13 protein-coding genes are annotated in these 21,715 nt (G+C 44.4%); 7 read left to right on the forward strand and 6 right to left on the reverse strand.

Annotation, left to right across the window (positions count from 1 at the left end; genetic code table 11):
• Positions 1–16: 16 nt before the first annotated feature.
• From BW980_RS12765 to BW980_RS12790, 6 genes are all read right to left on the reverse strand, one after another.
• A complete protein-coding gene (locus BW980_RS12765; RefSeq protein WP_076455628.1) occupies positions 17–3,112 on the reverse strand; it encodes a SusC/RagA family TonB-linked outer membrane protein in 3,096 nt (1,031 codons plus the stop codon).
• Positions 3,113–3,480: 368 nt separating this feature from the next.
• On the reverse strand, positions 3,481–7,596 hold the full coding sequence (locus BW980_RS12770; protein ID WP_076455629.1) for a hybrid sensor histidine kinase/response regulator transcription factor: 4,116 nt from the start codon (positions 7,594–7,596) through the stop codon (positions 3,481–3,483).
• A gap of 145 nt (positions 7,597–7,741) precedes the next feature.
• Entirely contained in the window at positions 7,742–8,824 is a 1,083-nt protein-coding gene (locus tag BW980_RS12775) for a phosphotransferase enzyme family protein (RefSeq protein WP_245800044.1), read from the reverse strand.
• Positions 8,809–9,699, reverse strand: coding sequence for a nucleotidyltransferase family protein (locus BW980_RS12780; RefSeq protein WP_013993578.1), 891 nt, complete (start codon positions 9,697–9,699; stop codon positions 8,809–8,811). The genes BW980_RS12775 and BW980_RS12780 overlap by 16 nt, the downstream gene beginning before the upstream one ends.
• 199 nt (positions 9,700–9,898) lie before the next feature.
• Positions 9,899–10,867: a helix-turn-helix transcriptional regulator gene (locus BW980_RS12785; RefSeq protein WP_076455631.1), complete on the reverse strand. Its 969-nt coding sequence runs from the start codon at positions 10,865–10,867 to the stop codon at positions 9,899–9,901.
• Between the two features lie 148 nt (positions 10,868–11,015).
• Entirely contained in the window at positions 11,016–12,041 is a 1,026-nt protein-coding gene (locus tag BW980_RS12790; protein ID WP_076455632.1) for a LacI family DNA-binding transcriptional regulator, read from the reverse strand.
• Between the two features lie 196 nt (positions 12,042–12,237).
• Between BW980_RS12790 and BW980_RS12795 the strand changes: the two genes are divergently transcribed.
• From BW980_RS12795 to hemN, 7 genes are all read left to right on the forward strand, one after another.
• On the forward strand, positions 12,238–14,916 hold the full coding sequence (locus BW980_RS12795) for a TonB-dependent receptor (RefSeq protein WP_076455633.1): 2,679 nt from the start codon (positions 12,238–12,240) through the stop codon (positions 14,914–14,916).
• A gap of 95 nt (positions 14,917–15,011) precedes the next feature.
• Positions 15,012–16,322, forward strand: a complete 1,311-nt coding sequence (locus tag BW980_RS12800; protein WP_076455634.1) for an amylo-alpha-1,6-glucosidase — start codon at positions 15,012–15,014, stop codon at positions 16,320–16,322.
• Positions 16,323–16,619: 297 nt separating this feature from the next.
• Complete coding sequence (locus tag BW980_RS12805) at positions 16,620–18,224, forward strand: sodium:solute symporter family protein (protein ID WP_076455635.1); 1,605 nt, start codon at positions 16,620–16,622, stop codon at positions 18,222–18,224.
• 10 nt (positions 18,225–18,234) lie between these two features.
• Entirely contained in the window at positions 18,235–19,359 is a 1,125-nt protein-coding gene (locus BW980_RS12810; RefSeq protein ID WP_076455636.1) for a glycerate kinase, read from the forward strand.
• Between the two features lie 153 nt (positions 19,360–19,512).
• Entirely contained in the window at positions 19,513–20,013 is a 501-nt protein-coding gene (locus tag BW980_RS12815) for a DinB family protein (protein WP_076456252.1), read from the forward strand.
• An 18-nt stretch (positions 20,014–20,031) separates the two neighbouring features.
• Positions 20,032–20,241, forward strand: coding sequence for a hypothetical protein (locus BW980_RS12820; RefSeq protein ID WP_076455637.1), 210 nt, complete (start codon positions 20,032–20,034; stop codon positions 20,239–20,241).
• Between the two features lie 95 nt (positions 20,242–20,336).
• Complete coding sequence (hemN, locus tag BW980_RS12825; RefSeq protein WP_076455638.1) at positions 20,337–21,698, forward strand: oxygen-independent coproporphyrinogen III oxidase; 1,362 nt, start codon at positions 20,337–20,339, stop codon at positions 21,696–21,698.
• Positions 21,699–21,715 lie beyond the last annotated feature (17 nt).

Genomic DNA, 21,715 nt, shown 5'->3' on the forward strand with positions numbered 1-21,715 from the left:
GCTAACTTTTTTTGAATTAAAATCCAAGGTTTACACCAAATGAATAGGTGCGTTGAACAGGGTAGCCGTAGCTGTTGATCCCATTGTTGTCGGCCTGTACTTGTTCGGGATCAAAAAAGTCTTTCACGGGGGAAATGGTGAACAAGTTGGTGCCACTTGCAAATATTTTGCAGGAAGAAATCCAGTTGTTTTCGGCCAAAATCGATTTTTTAAGATCGTAGCCCAGTTGAATGTTCTTCAACCTGAAGTATTTGGCGTTCTTTAAGAAGTAATCCGAAGGATTGCTAACAATATCGTTATTGCCTCCATTTACGGCTACAGAGGTAACCGGTCTTGGATATGTGGCATCGGGATTTGTTGGGGACCAGTAGTCCAATTGATACACATAGGTGAGGCGTTTGGCTTCCGCGGCAATAAAACGGTCAAAACCAATATATCGGTTTCCGGCACCTTGAAAGAGGCCGTTCATGAACCATCCTTTGTAACTCATGTTAAAATCGATACCGTAGGTCAGGTGGGGTTGGGAAGGAAGGCCTACCAAACGTTTGTCTTGCTCGTCTATTTTTCCATCTCCGTTAGAGTCGACATAGCGGATATCACCGCCTTGTGTTTCGGTAGAACTTAGTAGACGGGGCGTATTCAAGATATCTTCGTCATTTTGGTACAATCCGTCGGTGACAAAAATCTTCCCACCTTGCCAGTAATCGGTCCTATGGGTTTCCCTTGTGTATGGGTTTTTGAGGGTTGCCTCGTCTTCGGTGTCTAATTGTTCCCATAATTGATTGAAATAAGAGACGTTTCCGCCCAATCCGAATTTGAACTCGTTGATATGGCTCTTGTAGCGAAGCGAAACTTCGTATCCCGCCCTGCGCTGTTTTGATCCGGAACGGATTTGTGGCAAGGGTTTGCCTAAAGCTTGGGAATATACATTTTGCGGACTCACCAAAAATCCGGAGGTGAGATAGTAGAAATATTCCAAGGTACCGCTGAACTTATCGCCAAAGGTAGAGAAGTCCAATCCGTAGTTGAACGATTCCCTATTGTACCAAGTGAGCTCGTCGGGGTTGACCAAGTTGCCTTCCGAATAGCCGTTCACCAAGGAATTGCCAATAGTATAAACGCCCGATTCAAGGTTGTAGACTGGAATATAGCCGAATCGGTTTACTCCTTCGGAAACCCCGGTTTTACCATAAGAGCTTCGTAGTTTTAAGGAGTTGACGATGTTGTCTTCCTTTAGCTTTTGCATAAAATTCTCCTCGGCAATATTCCAGGCGAATGACATGGCCGGAAAGAAACCCCATCTTTTTTTAGGGGCAAAGTTGTCGTTGCCATCGTATCGGCCACTTAGCTCAATAATGTATTTGTAATCAAAGTCGTATTTCAAGCGGAAAACATAACCCGCATTGGCGGCTTCACGTTCGCTGCCATCATTGTCTTTTCCTACGGCCGGGCCGGCAAAAAGTTGATCGACCGCACCCGATAGGTAGTTTCTTCTCGAGGCTGCTAAATTGGCATAGTTGCTGGTGGTCTGATTGTAAACAAAGGTAGCGTCAAGACCATGCATGCCGAAGGTTCTGGAGTACGAAGCACTAGATTCAAAATACAATCTGTTGCTGTAGTAAGAACTTAAGCTTAGTGCCGGGGGTGTTTGTGCCATGAGCGAACCGTCTTGCATATAGAGGGGCACGTTGTATTCCCACAATTTCCCCCAACCGTCACCATCGCGGTAATTGGCCATCATGCCTAGTTTTAGGCCTTCTACGTTCGGAACTTGCCATTTTAGGTCTAATTGGGCATTGATAAACTTATCCCTTGTTTTGTTGTAACCGGCGTCTTTGTCGGTTAGGGCGAGCGGGTTGTCGCCGTTGCCGCCTCCTGCCAAGGTGCCGTCTAGGTTATACCCCCTGTAAAGTGGGTCGGTATTTTGGTTTACGGCACGCCATACGCCGTACATTCCTGATGATGGTTCTTGGTAGTTTTCAATACTCGAGTTGAGGTTGATACCTACGTCAAGACCTATTTTTTCAAATTTGGTGGTAACGTTACTCCTAACATTGAACCGGTCATAATTCACTACGTCTGCCTTTAATAGGCTGCCTTCGTCAATATATCCGAGGGAAACGAAATAGTTGGTCTTTTTATCACCGCCCGACAGCGAAAGGTTATGGCGTTGTTCGGGGGCAAATTCCTTTAAGGTCAGGTCTGGCCAGTTATTATCGGGATAGGTATCGAGGTCGGCATGCGTCCTGATGGTCTCCAATTGGTCTGGGGAGTAGGGAACCGGTATACCTTCATAAGCACTGGCCGCATTCTGAACTTGGGCGAATTCATAAGAATTCATCATTTCAGGAAGGATGGTAGGCTGACTCATTTGGTAGTTGTACGAATAGTTGACATTGATTTTTCCATCCTTTCCGCGTTTGGTGGTGACTAAGACAATACCGTTTCCTGCCCTTGAGCCGTATACGGCCGTAGCGGCCGCATCTTTAAGGAAGCTTATGCTTTCAATATCGTTGGAATTGATGGTGTTAAAATCTTGCTGTTCCGTAATGACCCCGTCAATAACGTATAAAGGAGCGCCACCGCCACGAATGGAAATAGCCGGCGAACTACCGGGAGCACCGCCACTGTTTTCGACGATCAGACCTGAAACTTGCCCTTGAAGCGCTTCGCCCACGTTGTTAAAGGGAGTCTGTTCCAATTTTTCGGGTGCTAGGGTCGTTACGGCCCCTACCATTTTTCGTTTGGTAGAGGTTCCGTAACCGATGACTACCACCTCGTCTAACTTGGCGGAGTCGGTATCTAGGGAAATGTCTATAGTTGTTTTTCCATCGATAGCTACTTCTTGTGTGCTATAACCGATATAGCTAAAGATCAAAATATTGGAACCTTCGGGTACTTCAATGGAATAATTTCCGTCAAAATCGGTGACGATACCCACTGTAGTGCCCTTTACGAGTACGTTTGCACCGGGTAGGGGCATGCCGTCTTCCGTGCTAATTACCGTTCCGTTCACTGTGGTTTGTGCATATGCGGCACCGCATATGAGCATGTTGAGAATGCATAGTGGAAAGAGCCACCGCCTGAAAAGTTTAGGTTTGTCTTTTTTCATGGTTTGAGTTAAGTTATTAGATACTTGTGTGTGAGTTTCGAATGAAAAAAAGTGTTCTATGGGCTTTTTCGACATTCGCGGAATCAAAGGTATTTTTCAGGATAGTAAAGGTGTAGCTGTAGGTAAATTTTATGTATTTATAGATCAATACGCCTAGCCTGTAACACTTTGTTACTGATGTGAGGAGCATGTAGTTGGTAGGGAAAAAGGGGGCCGAGCGAAGTGGTTTGATGGTTTTTTCCCAATAGAAAAATAAATGGGCGTCGTGCTTTTTTTGTTCGGGAAATCAGGACGAAGGGGCTGACTTCTTTAGGGCATAAAAACCTATTCGTATGCCGAGGATATTCGGGGTCTGGAAGGGGGTATGCTTATTTTGAGCCTTTGTACTTGCCCGGTGAAACACCGTACATTTCTTTAAAGAGCTTGCTAAAGTGGGTTCGGCTTTTAAAACCGGTCATGGTATAGACCTCGTTTACCGATAGTTCGGGTTGGTGCGCCAATAGTTCGGCGGCCTTCTTTAAACGGTACATTTTTAGCAGTTCAAAGGGGGTTTTGTCCGTTAGGGCCTTTACTTTTTGGTAGAAATGGGTGCGGTTAAGATAGAGTTGACGCGCAAATTGGTCCATATCCAAGTTTTGGTTGTCTAGATTTTCGGCCATAAGGTGGTACAGTTTTTCCAGAAAGGCATTATCGTTTCTATTGTTGGCGTTGTTGTCCTTGGTCAGGGCTATGCCGATTTCAAAACGCTCCCTTAGGCGCTTTCTGTTTTCGAGCAAGGCCTCGGTTCGAGCGACTAATTGACGGGCGTCAAAGGGCTTTTTGATATAGGCGTCGGCACCATCCTTTATACCTTGGATCTGGTTTTCTATATCGGCCAAGGCCGTTAGTAAGATGACTGGAATATGGCTTGTTTTTATGTCGGCCTTTATGCGCTTACATAGCTCTAGGCCGTTCATTATGGGCATTTGAATATCGCTAATGACCAAGTCGGGCCATTGGTCTTCCATGGCATCTAGGCACTCCCGGCCGTTAGTAAAGGTTTTTACCTTAAAGAACTTAAACAGTACCTTGCTAACATAGAGCCGCATGTCTAGATCATCTTCTACATAAAAGATAAGGCTCTCGGAATAATCGCCGCTGGCCTTGATTTTTGAAATTTCGGTCTTTTCAATCGTGGTTTCGGCCTTTGAAAACTCTTTTTCGGCGGTTATAATGGCCTTTTCTTTTGTGGCTTGGTCGTCTGCCGATTCTTTCTTGACCACGGGCAAGCGCACACTGATTGTAGTACCTACTCCTATTTCACTTGCAGCTTCTAAGTAGCCATAGTGCATTTCGACCATCTTTTTTGAAAAGGCGAGGCCTATTCCCGAACCTGTGGAATGGACGTTTTCCCTTTTTCGAGACTGGTAGAACCTTTCGAAAATATGCGGTAGGTCGTCGTCATCGATGCCCCTTCCCGTATCCGTTACCGAAACCATTAGGTCTTTGTCGTCACTTTCATAGGTAATGGTAATGACATCGTTTTTACCGGTGTATTTGAACGCATTGCTCAATAGGTTGTTGAAGACTTTCTCTAGCTTGTCGCGATCCGCCGATACCACAATATTTTTGTTCTTGGCAATGATCTCCAGCTTTTTATCACTGTTGTAGGCCAAGAAGTGAAAGTCGGGTACAAGCTTGTCTAAAAACTCATCAAAGTAGAACCTTGAGTAGTCCATCTCCATCAAATTGGCATCGACCCGTTCAAAATCATGGATCTGGTCGATGAGCTGGCTTATTTTTTTGGACTGACGCGCGACAATATGGAGTTTTTCTTGGGAATCAGGATTGTCTCTATAGCGTTCTGACAGTTGCTTTATGGGGCTTGCGATGAGGTTGAGGGGTGTCTTTAGTTCATGCGATATGTTGGCAAAGAAGCGTAATTTTGCGGCATTGACTTCCTTTACCTTGTCTTTTTCAATTTGTTCCAGTTGAATGTTATAGCGTAACGATTGTACCTTTATGATATAGAACAGTACGGTTCCCAAGATAAGAAGCACTAACAAGGCATATAGTAAATAGGCCCAAGGTGTTTTCCAAAACGGAGGGGAGATGACAAAGTGCAAGGTCTTGGGTGGGGTCCATTCACCAATAGAGTTCGATGCGGCCACTTCTAGGCTATATTCCCCAGGTTGAAGACGGTTATAGTTTATCAGGCGTTGATCGGAAGTGGTCTCGAACCAGTTTTGGTCTACGGGGAGTAAACGGTATTTTAAAAAGTGGTTTTTCGGTGATGCAAAATGCAGGGATAGGGCTTCTACACTAAATACGTTCTCATTGTATTTTAGATTAAGGGTCTGCCCGTTATGTAAGCGTTCGTTCAGTAAGACCCTACCGGCTACCGTGTCGTTCGGACGTATGGTTTGGTTAAAAATCTTGAAATCGCCAAATCGCAATATGGGCAGTACCTCTGAATCGGTTATCGATTTCGGGCTGAAAAAAGAGAAACCTTCAAGGCCCGCCAAAATGAGGGAACCGTTCTTAAGATGGGCTGAAGCGTACCAGAAATCTTCAAAAGGTAGGCCGTCTTGTTTTCCGAATTTCCTGAATTTTTTCTCTTTTGGGTAGAATTTGTTCAGTCCGATATTCGTGGCGACCCATAGGTTGCCTAGCTCGTCTATATTGATACTTTTGACCACATTGTTCGATAGTCCGTCCTTCTCTGAAAAAGAAACGAAGCTAGGGACGCTTTCACTGTATTTCACCTTACAGATACCCGAACCTTCGGTACCTATCCATAAGTCGCCTTCAGGACTTCGGGTTATGGCCGAAACAAAATTGTTCGGAAGTCCGTTTTTCTCTTTATTGGCCCTGAAATGGGTGATTTTGGCCTTTGATAAGCTGGGGGTGTTTTTTGTGTCTACCCTAAATAGACCGTCTTCCGCCGTTCCCACCCATATGAATTGGTGTAGGGGGTCGGCATAAACATAGCGGGCCAAGGTTATTTTAGAGTTTTCGAAATAGGGGTTGTCATTTAAGGCTTCGATCCGAAGGACTTTTCCTTCTTCGCCGACCGTTACCTTGAACACACCCTGTTTGCAACCTAACCATAGGTTCCCGTTCTGGTCTTCCGTTATTTTATAGGGGTCTACTTGTGAAAACTCGGGATAGGTGCTTATATCTATGCGTTGGGGTTCGGTCTCTCCCGGTTTTAAAAGAAAGTAACCCTCTTGGGCCACTTTTAGCCAAGTTCTTTTTTGGGCATCGACATATACCGATGAGATTCGGGAACCGTATTGCTGGTCAAAAGAAAAGGGTAGGGGGTCGAATTCTTGTTGCTCCGTATTGAACAGGGCGAGTCCTCCTCTATTTTTCGTCAAATACACCCGATGGTCGTCTAAAGGTGAAATATTGATCAGGTGTCTGTCACTTACACCAAATTCGAAGGGGCTACTTCCTTTAAATTCTTTAAAAGGGTTTTTCTTTAAATCAAACCTGTAAAGCCCTTTGTCAAAGGATCCTACCCAAAAACCATGGTCTTTGGTACTCTCGAAACAACTCATTCGAAGTTGTTTGTTCTCAAAACTAAAGGGGGTGTACTGGGTCTGGGAACCGTGTCGTAATGCGTTGATGTCGTCTATACGCATGGCCCCACTGTTCAGGGTGCCCAACCACAGGTGGTTTTCACGGTCAAAGGCCGAGCTGTTAAAATTGTGTTCCGGTAAAATTCCATCTTGTACCAAGGTATAATCATAGCCCTCTCCCTTTACTCTATAAGAAAATATAAGAACGCCCGATTTAAGGGTGACCAAAAAGGTAGAAGGGTCAATGCGTAAAAGTGATTGGCAATAGCGGATTTCTTCTGGTAAAACCCTTGAGAATTGATGATTTTTCAGGTCGAGTGAAAGTAGGCCGACCGAAGTGGCATATAGATAGGTACTGTCATCTATTAGGGTAGAGCCGTAAAATTCGGCGGCTCCGTTTCTGTAAAAAGCCGTAGGTGAATATTCGTCTTTGAAGGTGTAGTCGTCGCTAAAAATCAATACGCCGTACTTTTCGGTAGCGCATAGAATGATTCCTAAATTTTCATTAACGACAATATCTCTGACAACCGGGCCTTTAACGGCTTTCTTGACGAGCTGGTTCGAATAGACATTGGTGAACCTTTGTGTGGTGTAGTCGTATACGGATATGCCTTCGTCGGTACCGATCCAAATATTGCCTTTGCTGTCTTCCTGTAGCGAACGAATGCGGTTGCTTACAAAAAGATCATGGTCTACCGTGTTTTTAAAAGTCTTGAATTCATATCCATCAAATAGGTTCAGACCTTCATAGGTGCCGACCCATATAAAGCCTCGAGAGTCTTCTAGGATAGAGGTGACCCCGTTGTGCGCCAGTCCGTTTGAAATAGTATAGTTTTGGGAATACCGAGGTTGGCTCTCTTGTGCTAGGGCACATAGAAAGAAAAGTAGGCAGATGAATGTGGAGTAAATGTTTTTGGACATACCGCCAGAAACCAGGTGGTTGATTTAGAAACTAAATTTCAAGATACTAAAAATACAATAGTTCAAGCTTAGTAACGAAGTTAAATGAGCTTTATTTTTTGCAGTGGTTACTTCACGAAAGAACTTTTTTATAGGATGGGTTTTCCTATTTTTTTAATTTTTCATCCAGAACCTTTTCCATATAACCGATACGGTCAAGGGCCTTTTGGGTAAAGTTATAAAGGCTAAGGCCGCGGTCTAAATTCTGGTTTTCATAAGCCACTTTATAGTAGATGTTGTTGTTGAGGAAATCGGTCAAAGCCCGTATGCCGTGTAAAAAAGGCATAAGTACGGCTCCCCAAGGAAGCAGTTCGATCTCTTTTTGGGTCAAGAAAGCACCGTTCTCGGCCAAGCCGTCAACAAAAGCTTCGAACAAGGTCTCGTCAAAAACAATTTTACCGTGGTCTTGTTCGTCTTCGGCCGCCGTATTGGCTATAGTGCGTATGGCATCACCGAAATCAAAAAGAAAATAGCCTTTCATAAGGGTGTCCAAGTCGATCAAGCAAAGGGCCTTTTCGGTTACTTTTGAGAACAGGATGTTGTTGAGCTTGGTGTCGTTATGGCAGACCCTAAGGGGTAGTTGGCTTAGGTCGAGGGCCATCAGGATTTCTAAGACCTTATACGTAAAATCGACGGCTTTTTCCGCGGTCTTCAGCTTTTCGGGGTTGGCACTTGCGATGGCGGATTCAAATTGGGCTTTGCGCAAGCTGATATCATGAAATCGAGGTATGGTGTCGATATAATCGTCAAGATGGGCTTGTTGAAGCAGTGAATTGAACTTTCCGATTATCTTTCCCGCTTCATAGGCTATATTTGGGTTTTCGGTAGTGTTAAACGCCGTACTTCCGTCAATATAAGTCATCACCCGCCAATAATCTCCGGTCTCGGTGCGGTGGTAACTATTGTCCTTATTCGATTTGACCAAGGTAATTTTAGTGTAATCGGTATCGTGCAAATAACGAAAGGCGTGATGGATGTTGTTCATTAGGCCGTCCACATCGGTAAAGACAAGATGGTTTACCCGTTGTAATATGTATAAGGGTGTGGAAGCGTCAAAAACCAAAAAAGTATCATTGATCAAACCGTCGGTCAACGGTTTGATCAAATAATTCTTTTTGGGCACCGAAAAATGCCCTAATAGGGTGTTAAGCTTTTCCTGGGAATAGCTGTCCATTATTGTTTTGGCCAAAGTGGGGAAGGATACTTGCCGGCATCGGTTTTTTCTTGGAGGTTTGCCACGGCCTTTTCACGGTCGCTGGCATAGGTGACTCCAAACCAGTCACCACCGGACGGTACAACTTTTACCTTTATTTCGCCGGCCTGCAACATTTCTTGAACGGTCTTTGGAATATAAAGCTCACTTGTTGTGGCCAGGTTTTCATCGGCAAGAAAATTTCTGAACTCGCTTTCTATTTTTTCGAAAATCGATGGCTGACATACCCAAAAGTTCATGCTCACCTGCTCGTCTCCCGTGTATTCGTTCCCAGAATCAAGGTCTAATACTTTGCCGTCCTTGGGTTCAAGTTTTAGGCGTTCGTCAACAGAGACCAAATCGTCTCCGTTTACTTGGCAAACCCCTCTTGAAACGGAACCGTGTTCCGACAAGGTATCCTTTAAGGTGTATCCTACAAGGGCAAACGTATTATCGTTATTGTGCTCACGTGCAAAATTTGCAGCATTGGCGTAGGCTGATTGTCCATAGAAATCATCGGCATTCAAAACGGCAAAAGGTCCGTTGATTACGTTTCTGGCGGTCCAAACGGCATGGGCGGTACCCCAAGGTTTTTTACGCTCACCCGAAAAAGAACATCCTTCCGGTAAATCGGTAATTTCCTGTGCCAAGACATCTAGCTTGATGTTGGCGGGAATTCTTGGTCTTAAGTGGTCTTCTGCCAAAGAAACATTTTCCTTCTTAGTAATAAGTACTATATGGTCAAAACCGTTTTTAAGGGCATCGTAAATGCCGAACTCCATTAAGAATTCCCCGTTAGGGCCTAAATCGTCAAATTGTTTTAGTTTTCCGTATCGACTACCGCTACCAGCGGCCATTAATAATAAGGTCATGTTTTTCTTTTTTTAGAGAGCCGCTAAAATAAGGTTTTCACATGAAAACTTGTAGGTCATTTCTATTTACATAACAATTTTTTGACATCTTGTGGGTTGCCGAGCTCTGGTGGTTCTATCGATCGAGGAGTGCTTGCCTTTGATGTTATATTTGAAAGGAGGGGCGATACAGGACGCTTTGGCGTTATGGAAATTAAGCCTATTTTTTACGGGAAAGTCGTTTTTGGGCTTCCTCGAGAATTTCCATGACCCGCGTTTTTAGGCTTTCGGGCTCGAGAATTTCGGCATAATCGGCAAACATCAGATACCAACGGGGGAAACCGTGCTGCAGATCGGAAGTCATAAAGGTCATTACGACCTTGTCGGCCTTCCTTTCTTGGGAAACGAAACCATATTGTTTGCTTCCAACGGAAATATAACGGGCGATATCTTTATCTATGGAAATTACGATTTTGGTCTTTTCTTTTTCCGGATTTGTGTTCAGGTGCTCGTCGAGCGAGCCGTGTTCTAAGGTAAAGACTTGTTCGGTCCTTTGGATCTTGAGCATCCTGTCGGTTCTGAACTGTCGGTAATCAGACCTAAAATGACAATAGCCGAGCACATACCAAAAATTGTTTTCATGAAAAAGTCCTACCGGTTCAATAAACCGTTCCGTAGGATGTTCGGCATTGAGCGAGTGGTACTTTAAAAAAACCTTTCTTTTTTCGGCTATACTTTCAAATAGGATTTCTAAGGCGTTCGGAATGTTTTCGTCAAAAGGTTTTTGTGAGGGGCCTATCAATACTTGCGACTCTAAGGTGCTGATCCAATCTTTTTCCTTTCCCCTCAAAACCGATTTTACCTTGTACATGGCCGACCGATGGTGCGAGCCTAAGGAGGAGTCGGTAAACTTTTGCATTAATTTTTCGGCCGCGACGAAGCTACTGGCCTCTTCACGGGTGAACATGACAGGAGGGAGGCGGTATCCTTCCATGATGGAATAACCTACACCGGCCTCACTTGAAATGGGCACCCCCGAAGCTTCTAGGGAACGGATGTCCCTATAAATGGTTCGTAAGCTGACATTGAAACGCTCGGCCAATTCTTGGGCCTTTACAATACGTTTCGATTGCAGTTGGATCAGTATGGCTACGATGCGGTCAAATCGGTTAATGGTATCCCATCCCATGAGTTTACGGTATAAATTCCAAAGATAATGTTTCAGGTGATGGCCTGAGTGGTTTCGGAATTTCATTCTGTACTATTTGCGGATTCATAGGAGCTAATGTTCCACAAAGAAAGGAAGGGGAGGTGACAAGGGTGTGTCAGTAGGGAATTTAGGCCCTTAAGGAAGAGTCCCTGACGACGAGGGTAGTTTTTATTTCAACGGTTTTGGTGACGATGTTGTTGGAAGGGCTGTCAATTTCGTCGATAAGGTATTTTACCGCCGTACGGCCAATTTTATCCCCAGGCTGATCGACTGTTGTGAGTTCGGGTTGAATGATCTTTGAACTGGCCGAGTTGCTAAAGCCTACTACGGCTATTTCCTCGGGTATTTTTATTTTAAACTTGTTTAGGGCCTTTATGGCGCCTATGGCCGCATCATCGGTAATGGCAAAGATGGCATCGGGACGTTTTTTCATGCTCAGGAGAATGTTGGTCAGTCGTCTACCATGTATAAGGGAGATGTCTTCGGTGCTCAATATGATCTTTTCGCGAATGCGTATCCCATGGTGTTCCAAGGCACGGAGGTAGCCGGCGTAGCGTTTTTCGGAGTTGTATGAATTTTCGGTTTCCTTAATGATGGCAATGCGCTCTTTTCCCAATTCAATAAGGTGCTCCACGGCATTGAAGGCGGCTTCTTCCTCGTTGATGACCACTTGGGTGCAAGGGATTTTTTGAGACACTTTGTCGAATAGGACAATAGGTGCCCGGCTCAAGGTGCGAAGCACATCGTCTACTTTACTGGTTTTTCGGGCAAGCGACATCAAAATGCCATCTACACCGAATTGGGTCATGGTATTGAGCATTTCGGTCTGTTTGGCCTCGCTATTGTTCGATTCTGAAATAATGACACGGTAGCCCTGTATTTCGGCTTCCTCTAAAATCCCCTTTAGTATTGTAGAGGTAAAGTAATGCGAAATGTTGGGGACGATCACCCCGATGATATTCGTTTTTTGGGAACGAAAACTTCTGGCGAAGAGATTGGGCGAATAGTTCATTTGCCGGGCCAGTTTCTTTACGTTTTCCTTGGTTTTTTCATTGATGTCGGGGTGGTCGTTAAGGGCTCTGGAAACTGTTGAGATCGATAGGTTCAGGGCCAAGGCCAATTCCTTTAAGGTGGTATTGTGTCTTTTGCTCATAAAGTAAATTGGTATTGATTGTCAGTTCGGTACGCTTGTAGTTGTGATAAAATTAAGAATTGCAAACGTTACCGCAAACGTTTGCGTGTCATATTTGTAATTTTTTCGTCGAAATAGTATGATATTCAGATAGTTTTGACTCTGTATTGATAAATTAATAACAACTCAAGTTAAAACAACTTAAAAAACTACGATTATGAAAAAATTAGTTTTTGCGGTAATCGGTTTATTTTTGGGAACTGGTGCTTTTGCCCAGACAGAAATTTCCGGTGCCATTACGGACAGTGCTGGGGAACCCATCCCAGGAGCGAATATTATTATAGTTGGGAGTACCTCGGGTACGACATCTGACTTTGATGGCAACTATACCTTTTCAACCGACCTTGAAGGAAACCATGTACTTCGTATTTCCTATCTAGGTTTTACCACTATAGATAAGCCGGTAGAGCTCAACAATACCGCTTTGACCATAGATGTTGTACTTCAAGAAGGAGGGCAACAATTAGACGAGGTGGTCTTGACCGCTTCCAGTACGTTTAGGTCGCAGAAGCAGGCGCCCTTATCGATCAGTTCGGTAAAAATGAAGGAAATTACCAAACTATCGGCCAACAGCCAAGCGGATATTCTTCGTAGTGTTCCTGGTATTACCGCTGAAGGTGGTGGTGGAGAAACCGCAACAAACGTATTTGTTAGGGGGCTTCCTTCAGGTGGGCAGTATGTGTTCAACCCGTTACAATACGACGGTATGCCTTTAATGAGCACTTTTGGTCTAAACTCTTCGGCCCATGATGTATATGCCAGGCCCGATATTGGTTTTAAAGGGGTAGAGTTTGTACGTGGTGGTTCTGCAATTTTATATGGTGCAGGTTCTGTGGCCGGTATCATTAACTATACGAGCAAAACAGGGGACACCAACCCGGGTAACATCGTTAACTTGGAAGTTGCCAATATGGGACGGTTAAAGACCGACTTCTACAGTGGTGGCCAATTGGGTGGTGAAGATTCTAATACCTACTATGCTTTTACAGGTTTTGTAAGGCATGATCGTGGCCCCATAGATACGGGTCTGCCTACAAAAGGGGTGCAGTTCAGGGCTAATATCAAAAAGAAATTTGACAAAGGTACGTTTACCGTACATGGTCAATTCATAAATGATAAGGCCCAGTTCTACCTTCCGATACCTTTAAAAGGGGGAAGTAGGGAGCGTATAAACGGAAATGACGGTGAGCCCGTAGAGCAATTGTTGACCGGTGAATTGGCCAATACTTCCTTCCTTACACCAGGTGGAACTTACAACAGTCCCATTGCCGATGGTGTTTCTACCACTGGCGGCTATCTTTTGGCCGATTTTGACTATAGATTGGCCGATGACCTAAGGTTTAAATCCAAAGTAAAATATGCCAACTACAAGCACAATTTTGCCCTCTATGTGGGAGGTGATGGAAACAACGGAAACCCTATTACCCTAGATAATTACGTAGAGAGCATCGCTCCAGGAAATCAAGGATATACGGCGAACTACCAAAGTGGAAACCCCAACCAACAAATAAACGGTTCCGACTTGGTTGTCGACAACCTGCATGTTGACCGTTTAAGGCCTATGACCGATTACTCGGGAGAGGCTTCTTTGACCAAAACGATAGAGACCATGAATGGTGGAAGTCACAACGTAACCCTAGGTACTTTTATCGCCCGTACCGAGGCGGAAGACGTCAATTACCAATACCGCGTGCTTTCCGAATTCAATAACGCTCCAAGGTTGGTGAACTTGAGCTATGCCGATGCAGGGGGTAACAATGTTATTTATTCCGAAGGCGGATTGTACAATCGTATCGGTCAAACCGCAAACAACTACCTGTCTCAAAACAGGTTGGCCTTTTATCTGACCGATGAGATGATTTTTGACCGATGGCGTTTTGATGTTGGTTTTAGATATGAGCATACCGATGGTGAAAACAGTAAAGGGGGCATTATGAGCGCAACGGTTTATGACAATCCTGAATTGACTACTGCATTAAGTGATGTTCAAACGGCAGATGGTAGTTTTATTCGGTCATCGATACAAGCTTCGGGATGGGCCGTTTCTTTTGCCGGTCTTTACGAATTGACCGATGCAACAAACCTGTACGCCAACTTCTCTAAAGGCTATTTCTTTCCGCAAATAAGGGGGTTTGCCCCGGTAGCGGGTATTTCCGAAAACGCATATGATCCTGAAAACATTATTCAGTTCGAGGCGGGGGCCAAATTTGGTACGCCTAAATTCTCTGGGTCGGTTGCCGCTTACTATGTAGCTTTAAAAGACAGAATTAAAATACAACAAGCCATTGTTGGTGGCCAGTTGATAGATGAGACGCGTTCTGAGCAAGATACAAGAACTATAGGTTTAGAGGCTACGGGCGATTATGAAGTGGCCAGTAATTTCAACCTTCGCGGTACAGTAACTTATCAAGGTCACGAAATCACGAAAAATACAGATTTTGATTTGGTGAACGGTACGTCTACCGAAGCCAATGTAGGGAACAAATTGGCAAGGCAACCTAACTTTTTAGGATCTTTGGGAGCGTATTACGACAACAATAAATTCGACGCCAACTTTGGTGTGAACTACACTGGCAGCAAATACGCTTCCGATATCAATGATATAGAATTAGATGCTATTCCGATCGGTAGATTGGGAGCCGGTTACACTTTTGGGAAGCCAGAAGAAAACCAAACCGTCCGTTTAGGTTTTTCCATCTTTAATCTTTTTGACAGTGATGGTATTACCGAAGGAAACCCAAGGGCAGGTGCCGCCGGGCAGAGCGAATCTGAGTTCTTTGTCGGTCGTCCTATTCTTCCGAGAAGGTTCTTCTTGACGGCTACCTTCAATTTCTAAGAGGTATTTAAAATTTAGTTTGAGTTTAGTTTGTTGAATCCAAAGACACATTGGTGGTGGATTTGCTGCCAATGTGTTTTTATTTTATGCATGTTATGAAAGAAAATTTAATCCATAGGGCAATTGACGTTTTAGACGCCAATTTTCAAGAAGGAGGGTTTACTATACCGAGTAAAGGACTTTATCCGTTTCAATGGAAATGGGATAGCGGTTTTATTGCCGTAGGCTTGGCCCATTACAATACGGATCACGCAAAAAAGGAAATAGAGACCTTGTTGAACGCGCAATGGGATAACGGCTTTATACCGCACATTGTTTTTCATACAGATGACGATTCTTATTTTCCAGGCCATGATTTCCACAGGTCGGACTTACACCCGCTTTCCTCAAAGCGGTATAAATCTACAGGAATGACCCAGCCACCGGTTACCGGCTTTGTGTTACAGGATATGTTGCGCATTGTAGACGATAAGGAAGATATGCTCGGTTTTATCAAAGGACAGATCGATAAGGTGTATGACAACCATGTGTATTTTTACGAAAACCGCGACCCGCAAAACGAAGGTCTGGTATACATCTATCACAATTGGGAGTCGGGCACCGATAACTCTCCGGTATGGGACGATATTTGGGATACCATGAACCCGCCAGAATATACCTTCGAGCGAAAGGATACCACCCATGTCGATGCCTCGGAAAGGCCTTCGAAAAGAGAGTATGATCACTATTTGTACATTATCGATATTGCAAAACAAAACAATTACGATGATGCCAAAATAGCCGAATTATCACCTTTCTTGGTGCAAGATCCGTTATTCAACGCCATGCTCATCAAGTCGAACCAAGCGCTGATAGAGCTTTATGAAATGATCGGGGGGAATGATGATAAAATTACATACTTGAAAAAGAATCAAGAAAGAAGCATTACCGCTTTCAACCAGAAACTATGGGATACTGAATTGGGGGCCTATGTTCATTATGACCTGCGAAACAATACGCCCATACGCCATGTGTCTTCTTCTTCGTTTTCGCCCTTGTTCGCGGCTATCCCTAGTAAAGAAAGGGCCGAGGTTTTGGTCAATACCATGATGGAGCGCTTCGGAGGTGATGATAAATACCTCTGTGCCTCTTTTGACCCGACAGATGACCGTTTCAATCCTAGAAAATATTGGAGGGGTCCCGTTTGGATCAATATGAACTGGATGTTGTATCGTGGCTTAAGACAGTATGGGTACACTGATATTGCCGAGCGTGTAAAAAATGATTCGATCGAGCTTGTAGAGCGCGATGGTTTTTTTGAATATTTCGATTGTAGAAAAGACACCGGTGATGAAACAAGAAAAGGCTATGGAGGCGATAACTTCTCATGGAGTGCGGCCTTGGTCATCGATCTTTTAAAAAATTAAATTAGGGGTTTTTTGAAGGTTTGGGAGTGCGGAATTAAAATGTGTGGGGAAATCTATTTTTTCCTTCTGTTGGGTGACGATTATGGGGCTTTTCGGCTCCCAAACTCCCTTTGAAAACGATGTAGAATGCCATTTTTGGGAGGTTAAACACTTATATTTGATGTAAGCCCCCCTGTTTTTAGTAGTGCAATAAAGGAGCGTAGATGACCAAGAAATGTTGAAAGGGACAGTTCCGTAGAACATTCAGCTAATTGGATGGGTAGGAGATAACATACCAAACCAAAAGTAAAATTACTCATGAATTATTTAGACTATATCATAATCGTTGTTTACCTAGTGGGCTTCTTGGGTCTTGGTTTTCTGTTTAAGGAAAACAGTTCAGGGGGTGACTATTTTCTAGGGGGAAGAAATACTTCTTGGTTGCCTTTGAGCCTTTCGGCCATGGCGACCCAGCTTTCGGCCATCAGTTTTATTTCGGCACCGGCATTTGTGGGCCTGAAAGATGGCGGGGGCATGCAATGGCTCACCTATGAACTGGGCGTGCCTTTGGCTATGGCATTTCTGTTGGTGGCCGTGTTGCCGACCCTCTATAAATCGGGTATTGTAAGTGTTTACGAATACCTCGAAAAACGCTTTGACGCTTCTTCGCGTTTGTTGATCAGTTTTGTATTCCAGATCAGTCGCTCCGTAGCGACCGGGGTAATGGTCTATACCATGGCCTTGATATTGCAGGCTACCATACAATTGGATTTTTGGATATCGGTGTTGATCATTGGGGTCATTACTATGGTCTACTCTTTTCAAGGAGGAATGAAAGCCGTTATTTGGGGAGATGTCATTCAAATGAGTATTCTGTTTTTGGGAATAATCATCTGCCTCTTCTACGGGTTCAGCGAGCTTGGGGGCATCGATAGCTTTTTGGCCAACGTAGATCAAGACCGCATTACGGCCATTGATTTTGATAAATGGGGGTTCAACAATGCCGATGGTAATGATGAATTCGGATTTTGGCCCATGGTTATCGGCGGTTTCTTTTTATACGCGTCGTATTACGGTACGGATCAGACCCAGTCGCAGCGTCTGTTGTCATCGAGCAGTATGTCCAATCTAAAGAAATTGATGATGGCCAACGGCCTGTTGCGTTTTCCATTTACCTTGACCTATTGTATTATGGGCTTGGTGTTAGGTACCTTGTTGATGCAAGATTTGGGGTTTCAAGACCAGATGGAAAGTGTATATCAAGCCAATATTTCTTCTTTGGAGGGAAAAAAGGCCGACCTCTTGGTACCCGTGTTCATCATTAAATATTTGCCCAACGGCGTAATCGGTATATTGATCGTGGCCATTATGTCGGCCGCGATGTCTACCCTCAGTTCTACGGTCAATTCGTTGTCTGCCGTTACCATGGAAGATTTTGTGAAGCGATTCAAGCCCGAAATGGGAGATAGGCAATATATGTCGTACTCACGATTACTTTCCATTTTCTGGGGATTGGTCTGTTTGTTCTTCGCTTTTTTTGCGGGAAATATCGAGGGTACCGTTATCGAGGTCATCAATAAGATCAGTTCGGTGTTTTATGGTCCTATCCTGGCCGCTTTTATTTTGGCGATCTTGACGAAACGAACCCACGCCCTTGGGGCCAACATCGGTATTGTTGCCGGGGTACTGTTCAATATTTACCTTTGGTTGTACGTGCCGCAAATATTTTGGTTCTGGTGGAATGCCCTCGGGTGTTTGGTCACCATTCTTGTGGCCCTTGCCGTTAGTTATACGGTCAAGAGAACGGTAAACGAAGGTCTAGAGGTGGTATACTATTCTGGGAAGAAAGAAGTGGCTATTTTGGTCGGTTACTTTGTGATCATTCTTTGTGCTTGTCTTTTGCTCCCCTCTGTATTCAATTAAAATCAGAATTATGAAAATTGTAATCGCTCCCGATAAATTCAAAGGTTCCCTCACCGGTTTTGAGTTTTGTGACGCTGTAGAGGAAGGCCTGCAGTACGTATTCGATGATGTCGAAATCGTAAAAATGCCTTTGGCCGATGGGGGAGACGGTACCATCGATGTGGTAAGGCATTATATACACGGTGAAAAAATAAGTATAACCGTAAACGACCCCTTGTTTAGGCCTATAAGCGCTTCCTACCTATATGCTTCGGAAAACCACATCGCCTATATTGAAATGGCGGAAGCATCCGGACTCAAACTATTGGCCGATGCGGATAGAAACTGTATGAACACTACCACTTTCGGTACGGGTGAGCTTATCGCCGATGCCCTTGAGCGTGGGGCCCAGGAAATTATTCTAGGGATAGGGGGAAGTGCCACCAACGATGGGGGTATGGGCATGGCAAATGCCTTGGGCTATCGTTTTAAGGATAGTTTTAGTAAAAAATTGGATCCGGTAGGAAGCAATTTGAGCAAGGTAAAAAGTATTGATGCCTCAAAGGTGCATCCTCTCTTGGCCAATGCAAAATTTAAAATCGCCTGTGATGTTTCCAATCCGTTTTATGGCGTGAACGGGGCGGCCAAGATCTATGCCCGACAAAAGGGGGCATCCGAAAAAGAAATAGAGTTGTTGGACAAAGGCTTGAAGAGTTTTGCCAAGGTCGTTTTTGATACCTACGACATAAGCCTACAGAAAATACAGGGCTCGGGTGCCGCAGGAGGAATTGGCGGAGGGGCTATCGTATTTCTAAGGGGCGAGCTCACTTCCGGTATCGATTTGGTCAAGGGTTTGGCCCGTTTTGATGAGGTAATCGCAAATGCCGATTGGGTGATTACCGGTGAAGGCCAGCTAGACGAACAGACCCTGTCGGGCAAGACCATAGATGGGGTGATTACTTCCGCGAAGAAGGCGAATGTTCCGGTGGCCGCGCTTTGTGGTTCGGTATCTATATCCATAGAACAACAAGAAGGGTTCGGGCTGGCCTATGTAAATTCCATCGTGAGGGGAATCTCTACCTTGCCCGAAGCCATGGCTTCCAGCTATACGAATCTGGTAAATGCCGGTTATAATTTCGCCAAGTTGATAAAATAAGGGTTGTATTCGTTTCAGAATCGGTTGTCGGCCTTCCTTGAAATCGGGGCTGTCAAAAAAATACTCCTTTCTATTTCGCTACTGACAAAGGGCTGTCACATGGCACTTTTACATTTGTTCCTATAAAACAATACGAACTTAAAAGTGCAACTTATGAACAGCGAAATTACACCCAAGGAAAAAGTAAACCAAGTTATCCTTCCCTCTGAGCTATTGGCGCATTGGCAAGGCCATAGGGTGCTTACCCGAAAGCTAATAGAGAAATTTCCCGATAAGGAATTTTTTGGGTATACCCTGGGCGGCATGCGAACCTTTGCCGAAATGGTCGAAGAACTACTAAGTATTGCCGGGCCGGGTACCAAAGAGATCGTAACGGGTAAAACGGCCTCCTTTGATGAAGCCTCGCCCAAGGGAAAGACAAAGGCCGAAATTTTGGAGTTGTGGGATAGGACCACGGAGGAAATCAATGAAAATTGGTCCCAAATTGAAGTGGGACGCTTCCATGATGAAATCAAAAGTTTTGGGCAATATGAAGGCACGGTTCAATCGGCCATACTGTATTTTATAGATAATGAAATACACCACCGGGGTCAAGGGTATGTCTATTTGCGAACCCTAGGTATAGAACCGCCCATGTTCTGGGATAGAAATTAACGGTAAAAAGCCTAAGCAATGACAGTATTGGTCTTTAAGACATCCGTTTCAAAGAATAAACAGGTAAAAAGGCTCAAACCTCTCTTGACCCAATTGGTCGAACCGAAGGGGCGATGGAATTTTGATCTGGAAGATTGTGATAATATCCTACGGGTCGAAACCCGTCAATGCCCATCTTCGGTAGTGCGGCTATTGCAAGGACAGGGCTATGTTTGCGAAGAACTTTAGCGGGCCAAATCGGCCCGCTATTTTCCCATACCTGACATATATCATATTTTAAACAGCTTAACAAAGTTAAGTTTGTATAAAACAAGATACGATTTATGTGCAGTCTAGTTCAAAAATACAATGTGGCAGGTCCGCGATACACCAGTTACCCTACTGTTCCTTATTGGAATATGGATACTTTTTCTAGCAAGAAGTGGCAATCGACCCTGATCCAAAGTTTTGAGGAAAGCAATGCGAAAGAAGGTATTAGCCTGTACATACACTTGCCCTTTTGTGAGAGTATGTGTACGTTTTGTGGTTGCCATAAACGCATAACCCAACGGCATGAGGTTGAGGAACTGTATATTCGTACCGTGTTGAAGGAGTGGAAGTTGTATTGCGACCTCTTTTCTCAGCGGCCCATAATCAAAGAACTTCATTTGGGGGGCGGTACCCCTACTTTCTTTACTCCACAGAACCTCAAGAACCTGATCAATGGCATATTTAGCATGGCCAAAAGGGCCGAAGACTACGAATTTAGTTTTGAGGGGCATCCAAACAACACCACCAAAGAACATTTACAGGCACTGTACGATGTAGGGTTTAGGCGGGTCAGTTTTGGGGTGCAAGATTACAATGTCAAAGTACAACAGGCCATCCATCGCATTCAGCCTTTTGCGAATGTAAAAAACGTAACGCAATGGGCCAGGCAGATCGGTTATACATCGATTGGCCATGATATTATTTTCGGACTTCCTTTTCAGAAGGAGGAACACGTTCGCGAAACTATATTGAGAACCAAGGAACTGCGCCCAGATCGTTTGGCCTTTTATAGCTATGCCCATGTGCCTTGGTTAAAGGGTAACGGGCAAAGAGGGTATAAAGATGCCGATTTGCCTTCGGCCGAAGAGAAGCGCCAACAGTATGAAACCGGTAAGGCCTTATTGGCCGAGGTCGGGTACCGTGAAATCGGTATGGACCACTTTGCCCTTCCTACCGATGCATTGTATAAATCTATGCAATCGGGTGAATTGCACCGTAACTTTATGGGGTACACGGCCTCTAAGACCCAAGCAATGATTGGTTTGGGAGCCTCTAGTATCAGTGATAGTTGGTATAGCTTTGCTCAAAATGTTAAAGGTATCGAAGAGTACCAACATTTGGTGGAAAACAACGTTATTCCAGTGTATCGAGGTCATATTCTCACCGATGAAGATCGCGTGATAAGAAAGCACATCTTAAATTTGATGTGCGGGTTTAAAACCTCTTGGTCGCTGCCGAGCCTGCGTTTTGAGGCAATTGACGAGGTGCGGGAAAGGTTGCGTGAAATGGAACGGGATGCTTTGGTGCTTGTCGTTGAAGATGGGGTAGAGGTCACCGAAAAGGGACGTCCGTTCATTCGTAACATTTGTATGGCATTTGATGTGCTTTTACATAAAAAGGAACCGGAAAAAAGATTATTTTCAATGACAATTTAATAGGCCCTAATCTTCTA

The organism is Zobellia uliginosa, from assembly GCF_900156625.1.
GTDB lineage: Bacteria > Bacteroidota > Bacteroidia > Flavobacteriales > Flavobacteriaceae > Zobellia > Zobellia uliginosa.

Bases quoted from the DNA above. Each gene is read 5' to 3' on its own strand.
- BW980_RS12765 (WP_076455628.1), bottom strand. From the start codon at position 3,112: ATGAAAAAAGACAAACCTAAACTTTTCAGGCGGTGGCTCTTTCCACTA.
- BW980_RS12770 (WP_076455629.1), bottom strand. From the start codon at position 7,596: ATGTCCAAAAACATTTACTCCACATTCATCTGCCTACTTTTCTTTCTA.
- BW980_RS12780 (WP_013993578.1), bottom strand. From the start codon at position 9,699: ATGACCTTATTATTAATGGCCGCTGGTAGCGGTAGTCGATACGGAAAA.
- BW980_RS12785 (WP_076455631.1), bottom strand. From the start codon at position 10,867: ATGGGATGGGATACCATTAACCGATTTGACCGCATCGTAGCCATACTG.
- BW980_RS12790 (WP_076455632.1), bottom strand. From the start codon at position 12,041: ATGAGCAAAAGACACAATACCACCTTAAAGGAATTGGCCTTGGCCCTG.
- BW980_RS12795 (WP_076455633.1), top strand. From the start codon at position 12,238: ATGAAAAAATTAGTTTTTGCGGTAATCGGTTTATTTTTGGGAACTGGT.
- BW980_RS12800 (WP_076455634.1), top strand. From the start codon at position 15,012: ATGAAAGAAAATTTAATCCATAGGGCAATTGACGTTTTAGACGCCAAT.
- BW980_RS12805 (WP_076455635.1), top strand. From the start codon at position 16,620: ATGAATTATTTAGACTATATCATAATCGTTGTTTACCTAGTGGGCTTC.
- BW980_RS12810 (WP_076455636.1), top strand. From the start codon at position 18,235: ATGAAAATTGTAATCGCTCCCGATAAATTCAAAGGTTCCCTCACCGGT.
- BW980_RS12815 (WP_076456252.1), top strand. From the start codon at position 19,513: ATGAACAGCGAAATTACACCCAAGGAAAAAGTAAACCAAGTTATCCTT.
- BW980_RS12820 (WP_076455637.1), top strand. From the start codon at position 20,032: ATGACAGTATTGGTCTTTAAGACATCCGTTTCAAAGAATAAACAGGTA.
- hemN (WP_076455638.1), top strand. From the start codon at position 20,337: ATGTGCAGTCTAGTTCAAAAATACAATGTGGCAGGTCCGCGATACACC.